Annotated in this window: 12 protein-coding genes; 11 read left to right on the top strand and 1 reads right to left on the bottom strand. The window is 62.9% G+C overall.

The window, feature by feature from the left end; genetic code table 11:
- Window positions 1-8 precede the first annotated feature (8 nt).
- The 11 genes from G8767_RS22775 to G8767_RS22725 all read left to right on the top strand — a co-directional run bounded on the left by G8767_RS22775 (window position 9) and on the right by G8767_RS22725 (window position 11,626).
- Window positions 9-587, top strand: a complete 579-nt coding sequence (locus G8767_RS22775) for a MaoC family dehydratase N-terminal domain-containing protein (RefSeq protein WP_166811922.1) — start codon at window positions 9-11, stop codon at window positions 585-587.
- Entirely contained in the window at window positions 584-1,012 is a 429-nt protein-coding gene (locus G8767_RS22770) for an OB-fold domain-containing protein (RefSeq protein ID WP_007731532.1), read from the top strand. The genes G8767_RS22775 and G8767_RS22770 overlap by 4 nt, the downstream gene beginning before the upstream one ends.
- Complete coding sequence (locus G8767_RS22765; RefSeq protein WP_095969618.1) at window positions 1,009-1,422, top strand: acyl dehydratase; 414 nt, start codon at window positions 1,009-1,011, stop codon at window positions 1,420-1,422. The genes G8767_RS22770 and G8767_RS22765 overlap by 4 nt, the downstream gene beginning before the upstream one ends.
- Window positions 1,419-2,600 carry a lipid-transfer protein gene (locus tag G8767_RS22760; protein ID WP_166811920.1) on the top strand — a complete coding sequence of 394 codons (1,182 nt, stop codon included), beginning with the start codon at window positions 1,419-1,421 and terminating at the stop codon, window positions 2,598-2,600. The genes G8767_RS22765 and G8767_RS22760 overlap by 4 nt, the downstream gene beginning before the upstream one ends.
- A gap of 32 nt (window positions 2,601-2,632) precedes the next feature.
- Window positions 2,633-3,841: a DegT/DnrJ/EryC1/StrS aminotransferase family protein gene (locus tag G8767_RS22755; RefSeq protein ID WP_166811918.1), complete on the top strand. Its 1,209-nt coding sequence runs from the start codon at window positions 2,633-2,635 to the stop codon at window positions 3,839-3,841.
- A 1-nt stretch (window position 3,842) separates the two neighbouring features.
- A complete protein-coding gene (locus G8767_RS22750) occupies window positions 3,843-4,679 on the top strand; it encodes an SDR family NAD(P)-dependent oxidoreductase (protein ID WP_166811916.1) in 837 nt (278 codons plus the stop codon).
- The gene (locus tag G8767_RS22745) at window positions 4,676-5,806 is read left to right on the top strand and encodes a steroid 3-ketoacyl-CoA thiolase (protein ID WP_124566718.1); all 1,131 of its coding nucleotides are present in this window, start codon (window positions 4,676-4,678) and stop codon (window positions 5,804-5,806) included. The genes G8767_RS22750 and G8767_RS22745 overlap by 4 nt, the downstream gene beginning before the upstream one ends.
- 27 nt (window positions 5,807-5,833) lie before the next feature.
- The gene (locus G8767_RS22740; RefSeq protein WP_166811914.1) at window positions 5,834-8,044 is read left to right on the top strand and encodes an acyl-CoA dehydrogenase; all 2,211 of its coding nucleotides are present in this window, start codon (window positions 5,834-5,836) and stop codon (window positions 8,042-8,044) included.
- Window positions 8,045-8,061: 17 nt separating this feature from the next.
- Complete coding sequence (locus G8767_RS22735; protein WP_166811912.1) at window positions 8,062-9,267, top strand: acyl-CoA dehydrogenase family protein; 1,206 nt, start codon at window positions 8,062-8,064, stop codon at window positions 9,265-9,267.
- Between the two features lies 1 nt (window position 9,268).
- A complete protein-coding gene (locus G8767_RS22730) occupies window positions 9,269-10,396 on the top strand; it encodes an acyl-CoA dehydrogenase family protein (RefSeq protein WP_166811910.1) in 1,128 nt (375 codons plus the stop codon).
- 66 nt (window positions 10,397-10,462) lie between these two features.
- On the top strand, window positions 10,463-11,626 hold the full coding sequence (locus G8767_RS22725) for a low temperature requirement protein A (protein ID WP_124566722.1): 1,164 nt from the start codon (window positions 10,463-10,465) through the stop codon (window positions 11,624-11,626).
- Window positions 11,627-11,630: 4 nt separating this feature from the next.
- Here the strand turns inward: G8767_RS22725 and G8767_RS22720 are convergent, their stop codons facing one another.
- Entirely contained in the window at window positions 11,631-13,343 is a 1,713-nt protein-coding gene (locus G8767_RS22720) for a VWA domain-containing protein (RefSeq protein WP_166811908.1), read from the bottom strand.
- Between the last annotated feature and the right edge of the window lie 34 nt (window positions 13,344-13,377).

Raw genomic sequence — 13,377 nt, 5'->3', positions numbered from 1 at the left:
GGATTTCAGTGCAGAGCCTGCAGACGCAATTTCCGAATTTCATCGGCGCAGAGGCCGAACCTGCCCGGGTCGCCCGCTACGCGGTCAACGAGGCGATGATCCGCAACTGGGTCGAGGCGCACGACGACCGCAACCCGATCTACGTCGACGCCGAGGCCGCCCGCAGTACCGGCCGTCGAGACGTCGTCTGTCCACCCGCCATGATTTCGACCTGGGTGATGGCGGGTTACCGACGTTATCGGCAGGTCCAGCAACTTCGTGCCGACGGAGCCTCCGAGGACTTCGCGTATTCACGACTGCTGGCGTTGTTGGACGAGGCCGGATACTCATCCGTTGTCGCGACCAACGTCGAGCAGGAGTATTTCGCGGAGCTGAGCCCCGGAGACCACGTCACCGCGCATTTCACCATCGAAGCGATCTCGCCGTTCAAACAGACTGCCCTCGGTCACGGGTGCTTCATCACTCTGTTCAAGAAGTACGTCGACCAGGACGGAAAGACGTTGGTCGAAGAGCGCTTTCGATTGCTCAGGTTCAAACCAGATGCCCAGCCCGATACCCGGCTCGATGCCCAGGAGGTAATCGCATGAGCGAGACCGGCTCCCGCAACACTGCTGTACCGAGACTTACCGTCACCGACGACAACGATTTCTTCTTCTCCGCCGCAAAAGAGGGTCGCCTCGAGATCCAACGGTGCGCGGATTGCAAGACGCTGCGCCACCCACCCGCGCCCGCCTGCCCGGAATGCCGCTCGTTCAGTTGGGACACAGTCGAATCCACGCGTCGATGCACGTTGCACAGCTTCACAGTCATCCATCACCCGAAGGATCCTGCCTTCGAGTACCCGCTCGCCGTCGGGCTCGTCGACCTCGAAGAAGGCACGCGACTGGTTGCCGACATCGCGGGGATCGATCACGAGGAACTCGAATTCGGCATGGAACTCGAAGTGGCGTTCTCCGAGCACGCTCACGGCGAGATGCTGCCGCAACTGAGGCGACGGGGATCGGTGCAATGACGAATCTTTTTGATTACGAGGTGGGTTCGGCCCTCCCCAGCCTCGAACTGCCGTTGGACCGAACGCTCATCGTCGCCACCGCGATCTCTTCGCAGGATTTCGAGGACGTGCATCACGATCCGGGTAAGGCACAGGGTCGCGGAACCCCCGACATCTTCATGAGCATCAACACCACCAACGGGCTCATCGACCGCTATATCACCGACTGGTCCGGCCCGGGATCGCGAATCGTCAAAACATCACTACGGCTTGGTGTTCCGAACTTCCCCGGAGACACAATGACATTCACCGGCAAGGTCACCGCCGCAGACGGCCGGGCGCTCACCGTGACAGTTCTCGGGCAGAACGCGCGCGGAACACACGTGACGGCCGACGTGACTCTCGAACCGGTGGAAAGGGTAATCGCATGACACGAGGATTTTCGAGGCAAGCCGCCATCGCCGGGATCGGCGCCACCGAGTTCTCCAAGAACTCCGGCCGCAGTGAATGGCAGTTGGCGTGCGAATCCGTGATCGCCGCGCTCGACGACGCTCACATCGAGGCAGAAGAGGTGAACGGATTTGCGCTGTTCACCATGGAGAACAACCCCGAGATTGCGGTCGCACGCGCCCTCGGGATCCCGGAACTGACGTTCTTCAGTCGTATTCCACACGGTGGCGGCGGTGCCTGCGCACCGGTTCAACAAGCAGCGCTTGCCGTCGCCAGTGGTGTCGCAGACGTCGTGGTCGTCTACCGTGCCTTCAACGAAAGATCAGGTCACCGATTCGGCGCCGGGCCACCGCCCTTTGCGTACAACGCGTCGACGGACCAGGAGTATCGGAACTGGATCAACCCGTACGGGCTTCTGACCCCGGCGCAGCAGGAAGCCTTCCTGGCCAAGCTGTACATGTACAAGTACGGGGCAACCAGCGCCGACTTCGGTCAGATCTCGGTTCTCTCACGCAAGCACGCCGCGAACAACCCCAAGGCCTGGTTCTACGAACGCCCGATCACTATCGAGGACCATCAGAACTCACGCATGATCGCCGACCCCATTCGCCTGCTCGACTGCTGCCAGGAAAGTGACGGCGGACAGGCGCTGGTCATCGTCAGTGCGGAGCGCGCCCGCGACCTGCCGCACAAACCGGCGATCATCAGCGGTGCTGCGCAAGGCGTAGGTCCGCAACAGATCTCGATGAGCAGCTACTACCGCGACGACATCGACAGCATGCCGGAAGTCGAACTCGTGGCGCGCCAACTGTGGGACCAGGCCGGTATCGGCCCGGACGACATCGATGCCGCAATTCTCTACGACGCTTTCACCCCGATGGTCCTGCTTCAACTCGAGGAGTACGGATTCTGCGGTCGGGGCGAGGCCAAAGACTTCATCGCCGACGGCAATCTCGAGCTGGACGGTCGCCTGCCGATCAACACCCACGGCGGTCAACTCGGTGAGGGATACATCCACGGCGTCAACGGTATTGCCGAAGGTGTTCGCCTGATCCGCGGCACCTCCACCAACCAACCCACCAAAACTCTGGACAACGTGCTCGTGACCGGCGGCTCTCCCGTCCCGCACAGTGCGCTCGTCCTCTCGGCAGATCGCTGAATCTGCCGCCTATTCGAGAAAGCAGGAACAAGATGAGCGAGCGGATCACCTACGCCAGGGCCACCCACGGCGAGGAAGAAATACAGGCGGTTGTCGACGTCTTGCGCAGCGGGCATCAAGGATTGCGCATCGGCAAGAACGTCTTCGAGATGGAAGAACGCATCGCGGCCTTGGCAGGCAAGAAGTTCGGCGTCATGTGCAACTCGGGATCCTCGGGTTTGTACTTGGCAGTCGAGCTGCTCGGGCTGCCTGCCGGAAGCGAGATCATCACGTCGCCGCTGACGTTCTCCACCGACATCGCACCGATCGTTCGTGCCGGTCTGGTGCCGGTGTTCGTGGACGTCGAACCCAACACGTTCAACGTCGACGTCACCAAGATCGAAGCCATGGTCACCGAGAAGACCGGTGCCATACTGATGCCGAACCTGGCCGGCAACTGCCCGGACTGGGACGTCATCCGCGACATCGCAGATCGACACGGACTCAAGGTGATCGAGGATTCGTGTGATGCGATCGGCGCCACGCTCCGCGGCACTCCTACCGGCTCTCGGGCCGACATCGTCGTCACCAGTTTCTCGATGGCACACATCATCACGTGCGCGGGAACCGGCGGAATGGTGTGCGTCGACGACGAAGCCAGCCGAGACAAGGCTCTTCTGCTTCGCCGTTGGGGCCGTCGTAGCGAGCCGAACCTGTTCGGCAGCACCAAGTCCGGTCGAGTCTTCCGTGAAGAACTCGACGGCGTCGACTACGACAACGATTTCATCTTCGAGCTCATGTCGTGGAACTTCGAGCCCTCCGAACTCGGCGCAGCCTACGGCGTGGTGCAGCTCGACAAGCTGGAAGAGAACTACAAGACGCGAAAGGCCACCTTTGCGGCGTTCACAGCGGCATATGGTGCTCACCCCGAATTCTTCACGACGCCGGTAGAACTCGACGGTCTCGATACCGCATGGCTGTGCTACCCGGTGATGATCAACGAGAACGCACCCTTCACGCGTAGCGACCTGCAGGAAGCCATCGAGGCCGACGGTATCGACACACGAACTGTGTGGAGCGGCAATGTCACTCGCCACCCGATGATGAACAACATCGAGTTCCGTCAGCCGGCCGAGGGCCTGCCGGAAGCCGACGCGGTCTTTGCCCGCGGCATGACACTCGGTATGAGCCACGGCCTGCGTGACGACGAAGTTGCTCGGATTGCAGAGAGCATCAATCGCTTCGCTTCGAAGTTCAAATAGCATGACGAGGCGCTTTGACGGCCGCCGAGCGCTTGTCACCGGTTCCAGCCGCGGAATCGGTGCGGGCGTAGCAGAGCGACTGGCAGCTGAGGGTGCCGACGTCGCCCTTGTGGCTCGGACACTCGGCACGCATGCAACCCTGCCGGGCAGTCTCGAAGAGACTGCGGCTCGAATTGCCAAGTACGGAACCAGAGTCGAGATAGTTGTCGCAGATCTGACGGACGAGCAGCAGCGCGACACCGTTGTGCCGCTGGCGATCGAGAAGCTTGGCGGGACGATCGACATCCTGGTGAACAACGCGGCAGCGGCGATCTATCAGCCGCTGTCGGATTACCCACTGCGGCGACGACGTTTGATGTTCGAGGCAAATGTCCATGCACCGCTCGATCTGATGCAAGCCGTGGTGCCGGGGATGGTGGCAAACGGATACGGCTGGATCGTGAACGTGTCCAGCGGCACCGTCAAACCGTGGCATGGCCCGCCTTTCACGTGGGTCGAACCGGGAACTGCCATGACCGTGTACGGCGCCTCCAAGGCGGCGCTCAACAGGCTGAGCAACGGTATGGGCGTGGAACTCTACGGCCAGGGGGTTCGCGTCAACACGGTTCAACCGCGGGCAGCGGTGCTCAGTGAGGGCGCAAGAGTCCTGGTCGGTGAGACTATCCGGCCGGATCAGGTCGAATCTATGGAACAAATGGTGGAAGCGGTCACAGCGTTGTGCGATTGCGACACCGAGTTCACCGCTCGATCGTGCGTCAGCTTGGACCTGATCGACGAGTGGTCTCTGACCGTACGTGGTCTGGACGGAACGGCACTACGAACCGAGGAGTTGGCATGAAGCCCGTCATCGTGGACGCAGCACGAACGCCGTTCGGCAAGCGTGAGGGTTGGCTGTCCGGAGTCCACGCGGCGGAACTGTTGGGTTATGCGCAGAAGGGCGTGCTGGATCGGGTCGGCGTGGATCCTGACGCGGTCGACCAGGTCATCGGTGGCTGTGTGACGCCTCTCGGTGAGCAGTTCGGCAACGTCGTGCGTACGTCCTGGATGCATGCGGGCCTTCCGTTGAAAGCGGGCTGCACCACGATCGACGCGCAATGCGGCACAGCGCAGCAGTCGGTGCAGTTGATCGCCGGGCAAATTGCCATCGGTGCAGTCGAGGTGGGGGTGGCGTGCGGAGTCGAGCTGATGTCCCGAGCTCCGTTGACGTACAAGGTGGGTACGGGCCTGGGGACACCCCGGCCCGAGTCGTGGTCACTCGATACCGTCGACCAGTACACCGCTGCCGATCGGATTGCGGTCAAGCGCGGTTTCAGCCGCGAGGATCTCGACGCCTTCGGGTTGCGCTCGCAGCAGCGAGCCGCAGCAGCCTGGGAGGCAGGACGCTTCGACTCGCACATCATCGACGTGGTCGCTCCGGGCTCCGACGTTCCGGTTCACCGGGATCAGGGACTGCGCGAATCGAGCCTCGAAGGACTCGCGAAACTGCGCACCGTCCAAGAGGGCGGATTGCACACCGCTGGAACGTCTTCGCAGGTCTCGGACGGTGCGAGTGCGGCTCTGCTGATGTCCGAGGATCGAGCCAAGGCCCTCGGCGTGCGGCCGCGGGCAAAGATACTGGCGCAGTGCGTCATCGGCGGGGACACCGAGTTCATGCTCGACGGTCCCGTCGACGCGGCGAATATCGTGCTCGGACGCACCGGTCTGACGATCGACGACATCGATCTGTTCGAGGTCAACGAGGCATTTGCTTCGGTACCGATGTCGTTCGCAAAGGTTCACGGCGTCGATCCCGAATTGCTGAACGTCAACGGTGGCGCAATTGCACTGGGCCATCCAGCCGGTGCAACAGGAATCAGGCTGTTGGCCAATGTCATCGACGAATTGGAGCGCCGGGACAAGTCCATCGCCCTGATCGCGATCTGCGCGTCCGCCGCAACCACCTGCCTGATTCTCGAACGCATCTGACCAGAACCGAAGATTGAGGAATCTGCCATGGCACTACCCCTGCTCGAAGATCACCGTGACCTGGCGGAAGCGGTAGCCGCATTCGCGAACCGCTTCGGCGGAATCGCCGATACGCGGAGCAACGTCAAGCGGTACGCCGCCGGTGATCGGCCGGACTCGTGGGATGGGTTGGTCCGTCAGGGCCTGCACGCAGTGCACCTGCCGGAGCAGTACGGCGGTGACGGGGCGGGTCTTGCCGAACTTGCAGTGGTAGTCGAGCAATTGGGTGATGCGCTCTATCCGGGACCGTACGTTCCGACGGTCATCACGAGTGGGATTCTCGCGACAGCCGCCGGATCTGCTGCGGAAACAATGCTGACCGAATTGGCTACCGGTGCAACCGGAGCAGTCTGTACCGGCGCGGGGTTGCGTGCCGCTCGCGGCGATGCGGGGTGGACAGTGAGCGGTTCTGGCGACCCAGCTCTTGGTCTGCCCGGAGCCGATGTTGTTCTCGTACGGGCGAACAGCGCAGACGGCGATTTGTGGTTCCGGCTCGGACCGTCGACTTCCGCTGCGGTGGCGATCGAGGACGGGGTGGATCTGACACGGTCGATCGGGACCCTGACGTTGACCGAATACCAGGTCGACGACGGGCTGATCGTCGACGGCCTCCAGGCGCACCGAGTCGAACTGATCGCCAACACGGTGTTGGCTGCGGAGGCGAGCGGTATCGCCGGTTGGGCGCTACGCACCGCGGTCGACTATGTGAAGTCCCGGCAGCAGTTCGGCCGTCCGGTCGGAAGCTTCCAGGCAGTTCAGCACAAGGCGGCCATGATGCTGGTCCGCTCCGAGATTGCCTGTGCCGCAGCGTGGGATGCGGCTCGGTCCGAGGATCACGACGAGGATCAGCAGAAACTCGTCTCTGCTCAAGCTGCGTTGGCGGCTTTGCCCGTCGGCATCGAGAACACCCTCGAATGTGTGACTTTGCTCGGCGGAATCGGATTCACCTGGGAGCACGACGCGCATCTGTACTGGCGACGGGCGATCAGTATTGCCGCGGTAGCAGGATCCGAGGTCAAGTGGGCACACACCTTGGGGGACCGGTCTGCTGATTCGGCCCGCGACTTCTCCTTTGTCGACCCGGAGATGCTGCCGGAACTGCGGGAGCAGGTTCGCCGGGTTCTGGACGAGGTCGCGCTGCTGCCTGACGACGGAACCACCAGCGCGAGTTGGGCCCCGGCCAAAGGTAGTGCTCGACGGGCGCGATTTGCCGAAGCCAAACTGGTTGCCCCGCACTATCGGGCGCCGTACGGCCTGGGAGCGGGACCGAGGGAACAGGCTGTCATCGCACATGAATTCGCGATGCGAGGTTGGGCTCAGCCGTCCACGGTGATCGGGGAATGGGTGCTGCCCACGATCCTCGAACACGGTAACGCCGAACAGCAGGACAGGTTCGTCGAGCCCTCTCTGCGAGCCGACATCATCTGGTGCCAGCTCTTCAGCGAGCCGGGCGCGGGATCAGACCTGGCCGGTCTGAGTACGAAAGCGCGGAAAGTCGACGGTGGCTGGTTCCTGTCGGGGCAGAAAGTGTGGAACTCGGGTGCGCACGAGGCAGATTGGGGAGTATGCCTGGCACGCTCCGACGCCGACGCTCCGAAACACCGTGGGCTGTCGTACTTCCTGGTCGACATGACCTCGAAGGGCATCGACGTACGTCCGCTCAAACAATCCACCGGAAAGTCGGAGTTCAACGAGGTATTCCTCGACGACGTGTTCGTGCCGGACGACTGCCTGGTCGCGGAACCGGGGCAGGGTTGGAAGTTGGCTGCGACCACACTGTCCAACGAGCGCCTGAGTATGGGCAGCACACTGCACCACGGTTCGAGCGATCAATTCCGCCAGGTGATAGCCGAGGCGAGCCACGACTGCCCCCGCGAGGAGGCGGTGGAAGGCCTCGGCCGCAGTATCTCTCGCGAACTGGCGCTGTCCGCGATGAATCTGCGCGGGGTATCGGCGCGACTGGCGGGTCAGGAACCGGGTGCCGAGATCAGTGTCTCGAAGGTGTACAACGCCCTGGCGCAACGTGAGGGCTCGCGGGATCTGTTGCGACTGCTCGGACCGCGCGCTGCCGTTGTCGATCCGGCAGCGAATTACGCGATAGACCACATCGGACTTCCCTCGATTCTGTTCGGCGGCGGAACCGTCGAAATTCAACTCAACGTCATCGCGCAGCGCGTACTCGGCCTGCCGCGTTCGTAGATCTTAGGAGCTTCACCATGTATCTGGATTTGTCGGAGGAGTCGAAGACTCTGCGCAAGGAATTGCGGGCTTACTTCGCGGAGATCATCAACGAGGAAGATCGCCGCGCTCTGGTCGATCAGACCGAAGGGGGCCCCGTCTTCGATCGCATCCTGCGCCGGATGGGCAAGGACGGCTGGTTGGGCTTGGGGTGGCCGGAGGAATTCGGCGGACGGGGTGAGGACCCCGAGGCTCTGTACGTGTTCTACGACGAGGTGATTCGCGCCAATGCACCGCTGTCGCTGGTCACGCTGAACACCGTTGGCCCAGCCTTGATCAAGCACGGAACGCAGGCGCAGAAGGATTTCTTCCTACGCCCGATCCTCGCCGGCGAGTTGATCTTTGCCATCGGCTACACCGAACCGAATGCGGGCACCGATCTCGCGGCACTGGAAACTCGCGCCCGCATCGAGGGCGACGAACTGGTCATCAATGGCAACAAGATCTTCACCAGTGCCGGTGTGTTTGCCGACTGGGTCTGGCTGGCCGTTCGTACCGATCCGGATGCGCCGACGCATCAGGGTATTTCCGTGGTCCTGGTGCCGACGAACTCCCCGGGGTTCTCGGTCACCGAAATTCACACCGTGGGCGGAATCAGTACTTCGGCAACCTATTACGAAGATGTTCGGGTCCCGATCGCCAATGTCGTCGGTGAGCTCAATCAGGGGTGGAAGCTCATCACCAACCAGCTCAACCACGAACGTGTCGCCCTGGCAGCACGCGGAGGCATCGCCAACGAGCTCTTCGCCGAGGTGGTCGAGTGGGCGAAGACAGAACCCGCGGGTGACGGCCGCGTCTACGACATCGGCTGGGTACGTGAGAAATTGGCGGAGGTCTACGCGCTGCTCAGTGCTGCTGATCTGATGAACCTGCGACTGGTGGCGGACGTCGCCGCCAACACCTTGGGCGGTGGGGATTCGGCCGCCGCCAAGATCTTCGGTACCGAAGCCGTCGTCAGTGCGTACGGCATGCTGCAGGAAGTGCTGGGCGCCAAGGGCTTGCTGCGCCCCGGTACACCCGGAGCTGTACTCGAAGGGCGAGTCGAGAACCTGGGTCGCCGTGCCCAGAACAACACCTTCGGCGGCGGTACCAACGAAGTGATGCGTGAAATTGTCGCAGCCAAGTGCCTGGATATGACGCTCGCTGCGCGTCGCCGGCCCGCTGCACAGAACGAAAAGAGCTGACATGGAATTCGAATTCGACGACAATCTTTCCGCCGTGCGGGATCTGAGTGAATCGATCTTCTCGGCGAAGTCCGGAGTGGACCGACTGCGGGAAGTGGAGGGCGCCGGCGGTTTCGACGCCGAACTGTGGAAGCTCCTCGCCGACTCCGACGTCCTGGGGATTGCTCTGCCAGAGGAGGTCGGGGGAGCGGGACTCGGAATGCTCGGGCTCGCCGCCGTTCTCGAACAACAGGGCCGACGCGTTGCTCAGGTTCCGTTGTGGTCGGTAGTTGCAACGGCGGCGCTACCGATTGCCGAGTTCGGCAGCACGGAGCAGAAAGCGTCGTGGCTTCCGGGACTGCTCGACGGCTCGGTGATCGTCACCGGTGCCTTCGACACCGGCTACAACGCCGAGACGGCGGTTCGCGCCGAGCCCGCCGCGGACGGCTGGGTACTGTCCGGACGTGTCGACTCCGTCCTGGCGGCCGAGTTCGCTGCAGCACTGGTGCTTCCGGTGACGATGCCGGACGGCAGTGTCACCGTCATGATCGTGCCGACGGACCGGGTCGCGCTGGTGCGTACACCGCTACAGGTGACGAACCGCGAGAACAACAGCGCTGTGCAGTTCGACGGGGTTGCGGTTACTACAGCTGACGCACTTCCCGCGGACGGCGCGGTGGTTCGAGACTGGACGTTGCGGCGAGCACGGGTCGCGCTGGCGGCCCTGGCCACCGGCGTTTGCGAGGAAGCGCTGGCGATGACGGCGAAATACACCTCCGAGCGAGTGCAATTCGGTCGTCCCCTCTCGACCAACCAGGCAGTTGCCGTCCGGGCCGCCGACGCGTACCTCGACACCGAGAGCACAAGGTTGACCACGCACCGTGCTGCCTGGCTGATGGACAGCGGAGTCGAGAGTGAAGCGGAAGCAGCTGCGCTGGTCGCCAAATGGTGGGCGTCGCGCGGTGGCCTGCGCGTGGTCCACGCGACCCAGCACATGCACGGCGGAATCGGCGCGGATGTCGACTACCCGATTCACCGCTATTTCCTGTGGGGACGGCAGATCGCCTTCACCTTGGGGAGCGCGGGGGCGATAGGCGCCGAACTCGCCGATCAGTTGGAGATCCGAGCCCAGATCGGCGCGTCGGCGTGAATATCTGAGACGACAGGTTCCAGTGACGGGCAGCGCGTCGGCAATCGTCGCGCTACTCTGCCCTTCGTGAATCGCACCAGTTCGTTCATCAGGCCGTTGGTTCCGCGGGATCCGCACGAGCCGCATCGGGTGGCGACGCCGCTCGAGCTGCTCACCGACCTCTGCTTCGTCGTGGCGGTCGCTCAAGCGGCGACCGGTCTGCACCACGCGATCAGCGAAGGGCACGCAGCTTCGGGCGTCGGACACTTCGCGATGGCATTCTTCGCGATCTGGTGGACGTGGCTGAACTTCACGTGGTTCACCTCGGCGTACGACAACGACGACGGAATCGCCCGGCTGCTGACCATCTTCCAGATCCTCGGATCGCTGGTCCTTGCAGCCGGCATCGTCCGCTTCTTCAACGACGACGCCCTGCTCATCATCGTCGGCTACGTCATCATGCGAATAGCCCTGGTCATCCAATGGCTCAGGGTGTCGCGGAACGACCCCGAACATGCGCTCACGGCTCGTCGATACGCTCTCGGGATCGTCTTGGTCCAGATCGGTTGGATCGGTTTCTACTTCGTGCCGTCCGCCATTTACGTCCCGACGTTCCTGGTGTTGGTTCTGTGCGAATTCGCGGTACCGATCTGGTCGGAGAAGCCGGGCATGACACCGTGGCACCCGCATCACATCGCAGAGCGGTACTCGTTGTTCTTCATCATCGTTCTGGGCGAGACGATCCTCTCGACCACCATCGCGATTCAGGACGCCGTGGACGGTGAGCATCCGGCAGCCCAGGTCACCTACGTCGTGATCGGCGGCATTCTGATTGTCTTCAGCCTGTGGTGGCTCTACTTCCAACGCAATGCAGGCGAAGTGATCGGCGGTGACAACGTCTCACCCTTTGTCTGGGGGTTCGGTCACTACTTCATCTTCGCCGCCGCTGCCGCCATCGGTGCGGGGTTGGCCTCGCGCGTCGACTTCTGGACTCACCACGGTGACGGCAGCGCGCTGGTGACGGGTGCTGCAGTCACCATTCCGGTCGCGGTCATCCTTGCAGCGTTGTGGTTCATCCACATTCGACTGCACGACTCCTCGGTACGCACCCTCGCACCGTTCTCGGTAGCGATAGTCGTCGTGCTCGGCGGCACCTACACCGCGGTGCCCGAACTTGTCGCGGGACTGGCTTGCGCCGCGCTGTTGGCCGTGGAACTGATTCTGACCGAGGGTAAATCGGAAACCGTCTGAGCGCTCATTCGGCGGCAAGGAATATCGCCTTGGTGACGGCGACGGTTTCCAGCGGTCCCTTCGACGGTCCGACCAGCACGGTCCACCGATCTTCGGAACGATCGATCGGATAGGTGCTTTCGGCCCATACGATGGGTGTATCCGTCCCCTGCCCTCGGCAGGAGTAGGCGCCCGCCAGACGTGGGTCGGATTCGGGAGAAGGCCACGAACCGCCGTACCGGACGCGGCAGAGAAGGCCGTTCTCGAGTTCGAGCCCGAAGGGACTCGGGTCGGCGGGCCGCGGATATGCCTCGACGCCGTCCACACCCCGAGCGGTGATCAGTTCTGTTCCCCAGGGAAATTGCAGGCAGAGAATCGAATCGGGCTCCGGGCCGACCCAACACGCGTCCGCCCCGTCTGCGGTGCTTCCGCAGGTGATGACTCCCGGCGTGATTGCCGATTGCGATGCTGCGTAGCACTCGCTGATCTTCATGACCGGTGTCTTGACACTCCAACCGGGTTTGGGTTCGCCTGAACTGTCGACGGCAACAAGATTCACAATCTCGGTGGGTGTACCACCCGCCGATGACCCCGCAGTTGCGGGCAAACACCGGCAGAGGACTATGCGGGTGATAGTTCCCTCATCCGCTTTCTTGCCTTCGGGTGTGAAGGTGATGCGATACCCGATACCTGCTTCGGAGTCGGCCGGAAAGACCGCAACCGATTCGCCGTCGGAATTGGTTGTGGCAGTGAAGGGACCGTACAGTTCGGCGGCGCGCTGCATCTTCTGGCCGACGGTCAGTCCGTCCAGTGTGGCAGCGCCGGTCCGGGGCGCAATTTCGACGAGAACGCCGTCGGTGAAGGTCAATTCGCAGTCTTGCCATTGGACGACTACAGTTCCGGTCTTCGACACCGGTGCCAGGTCGCCGGCAACCTCTCGCGCCTCGCTCTCAGTCATCCCGATACGAAGGTTGCGGAAGCCGCTGGTGGAGAGTCGCTCCCGCGCGGACTCGGGGTTCGAGGCGACCGCAAGGCGTGCGGTGAGTTGGGCCGCATTGGCGGCGTCGATCGCCATGCCCCCGGTGGCGTCGGCGATGCACTTCAGCTGGCCGGACGCAGCGGCGTCGAGCTTGAATCCGATGGTGTGGATGGTCAGGTCAGGATCGTGAGGTATCGCTTCGGTGGACTCGCACGGAGGTTCGGGTGAGCAGGTGTCCTCCCCGTCGGAGACGAGGATGATCGTGCGCTCACCATCGGTGGGGAGCGCGGCGGCCGCTTGCTGAAGTGCAGACATGATCGGCGTGTATCCCGACGCGGACAGCCCGTCGATTCCCGCTGCGAATGCGTGTCGATCAAGTGGACCGAGTGGCACGACGGTCTTGATGTCGCGGCAACCCGCGTCCTTCTCGGCGTCGCTGCTACCTGTGGCGGTGCCGTACGCGATCAAACCGAGCGCAGCATCGTCTGGAAGACCACTGACAAGAGTGTGAATCGCGTTCTTGGCGGCATCGATTCGAGGACCGGGAGCGTCGTCCTGCTTCATCGACCCCGAGGCGTCCAGCACGATGACGGTAGGCGCCGTTGCTTCTGCAGCCGGATCAGCAGCGACAGTTGCCTGCTGGGTCCCGCCTACTTCCTGGGTCCCACCCACTTCCTGGGTTCCACCGCCGCCCTGCGTCGAACACCCGACGGCAATGATCGCAGTCGCCGCAATACAGATCGCCACCCGAAGACGCATGGAACGAGGCTACGAGGTGCCGCGGCCCACCAAC

Origin of the sequence: Rhodococcus sp. IC4_135 (genome assembly GCF_011602025.1) — a bacterium.
GTDB classification, from domain to species: domain Bacteria; phylum Actinomycetota; class Actinomycetes; order Mycobacteriales; family Mycobacteriaceae; genus Rhodococcus_F; species Rhodococcus_F baikonurensis.
This window is presented reverse-complemented; position numbering and strand designations above follow the sequence as displayed.

Bases quoted from the DNA above. Each gene is read 5' to 3' on its own strand.
- G8767_RS22720 (WP_166811908.1), bottom strand. From the start codon at position 13,343: ATGCGTCTTCGGGTGGCGATCTGTATTGCGGCGACTGCGATCATTGCC.
- G8767_RS22755 (WP_166811918.1), top strand. From the start codon at position 2,633: ATGAGCGAGCGGATCACCTACGCCAGGGCCACCCACGGCGAGGAAGAA.
- G8767_RS22750 (WP_166811916.1), top strand. From the start codon at position 3,843: ATGACGAGGCGCTTTGACGGCCGCCGAGCGCTTGTCACCGGTTCCAGC.
- G8767_RS22740 (WP_166811914.1), top strand. From the start codon at position 5,834: ATGGCACTACCCCTGCTCGAAGATCACCGTGACCTGGCGGAAGCGGTA.
- G8767_RS22770 (WP_007731532.1), top strand. From the start codon at position 584: ATGAGCGAGACCGGCTCCCGCAACACTGCTGTACCGAGACTTACCGTC.
- G8767_RS22735 (WP_166811912.1), top strand. From the start codon at position 8,062: ATGTATCTGGATTTGTCGGAGGAGTCGAAGACTCTGCGCAAGGAATTG.
- G8767_RS22745 (WP_124566718.1), top strand. From the start codon at position 4,676: ATGAAGCCCGTCATCGTGGACGCAGCACGAACGCCGTTCGGCAAGCGT.
- G8767_RS22730 (WP_166811910.1), top strand. From the start codon at position 9,269: ATGGAATTCGAATTCGACGACAATCTTTCCGCCGTGCGGGATCTGAGT.
- G8767_RS22765 (WP_095969618.1), top strand. From the start codon at position 1,009: ATGACGAATCTTTTTGATTACGAGGTGGGTTCGGCCCTCCCCAGCCTC.
- G8767_RS22760 (WP_166811920.1), top strand. From the start codon at position 1,419: ATGACACGAGGATTTTCGAGGCAAGCCGCCATCGCCGGGATCGGCGCC.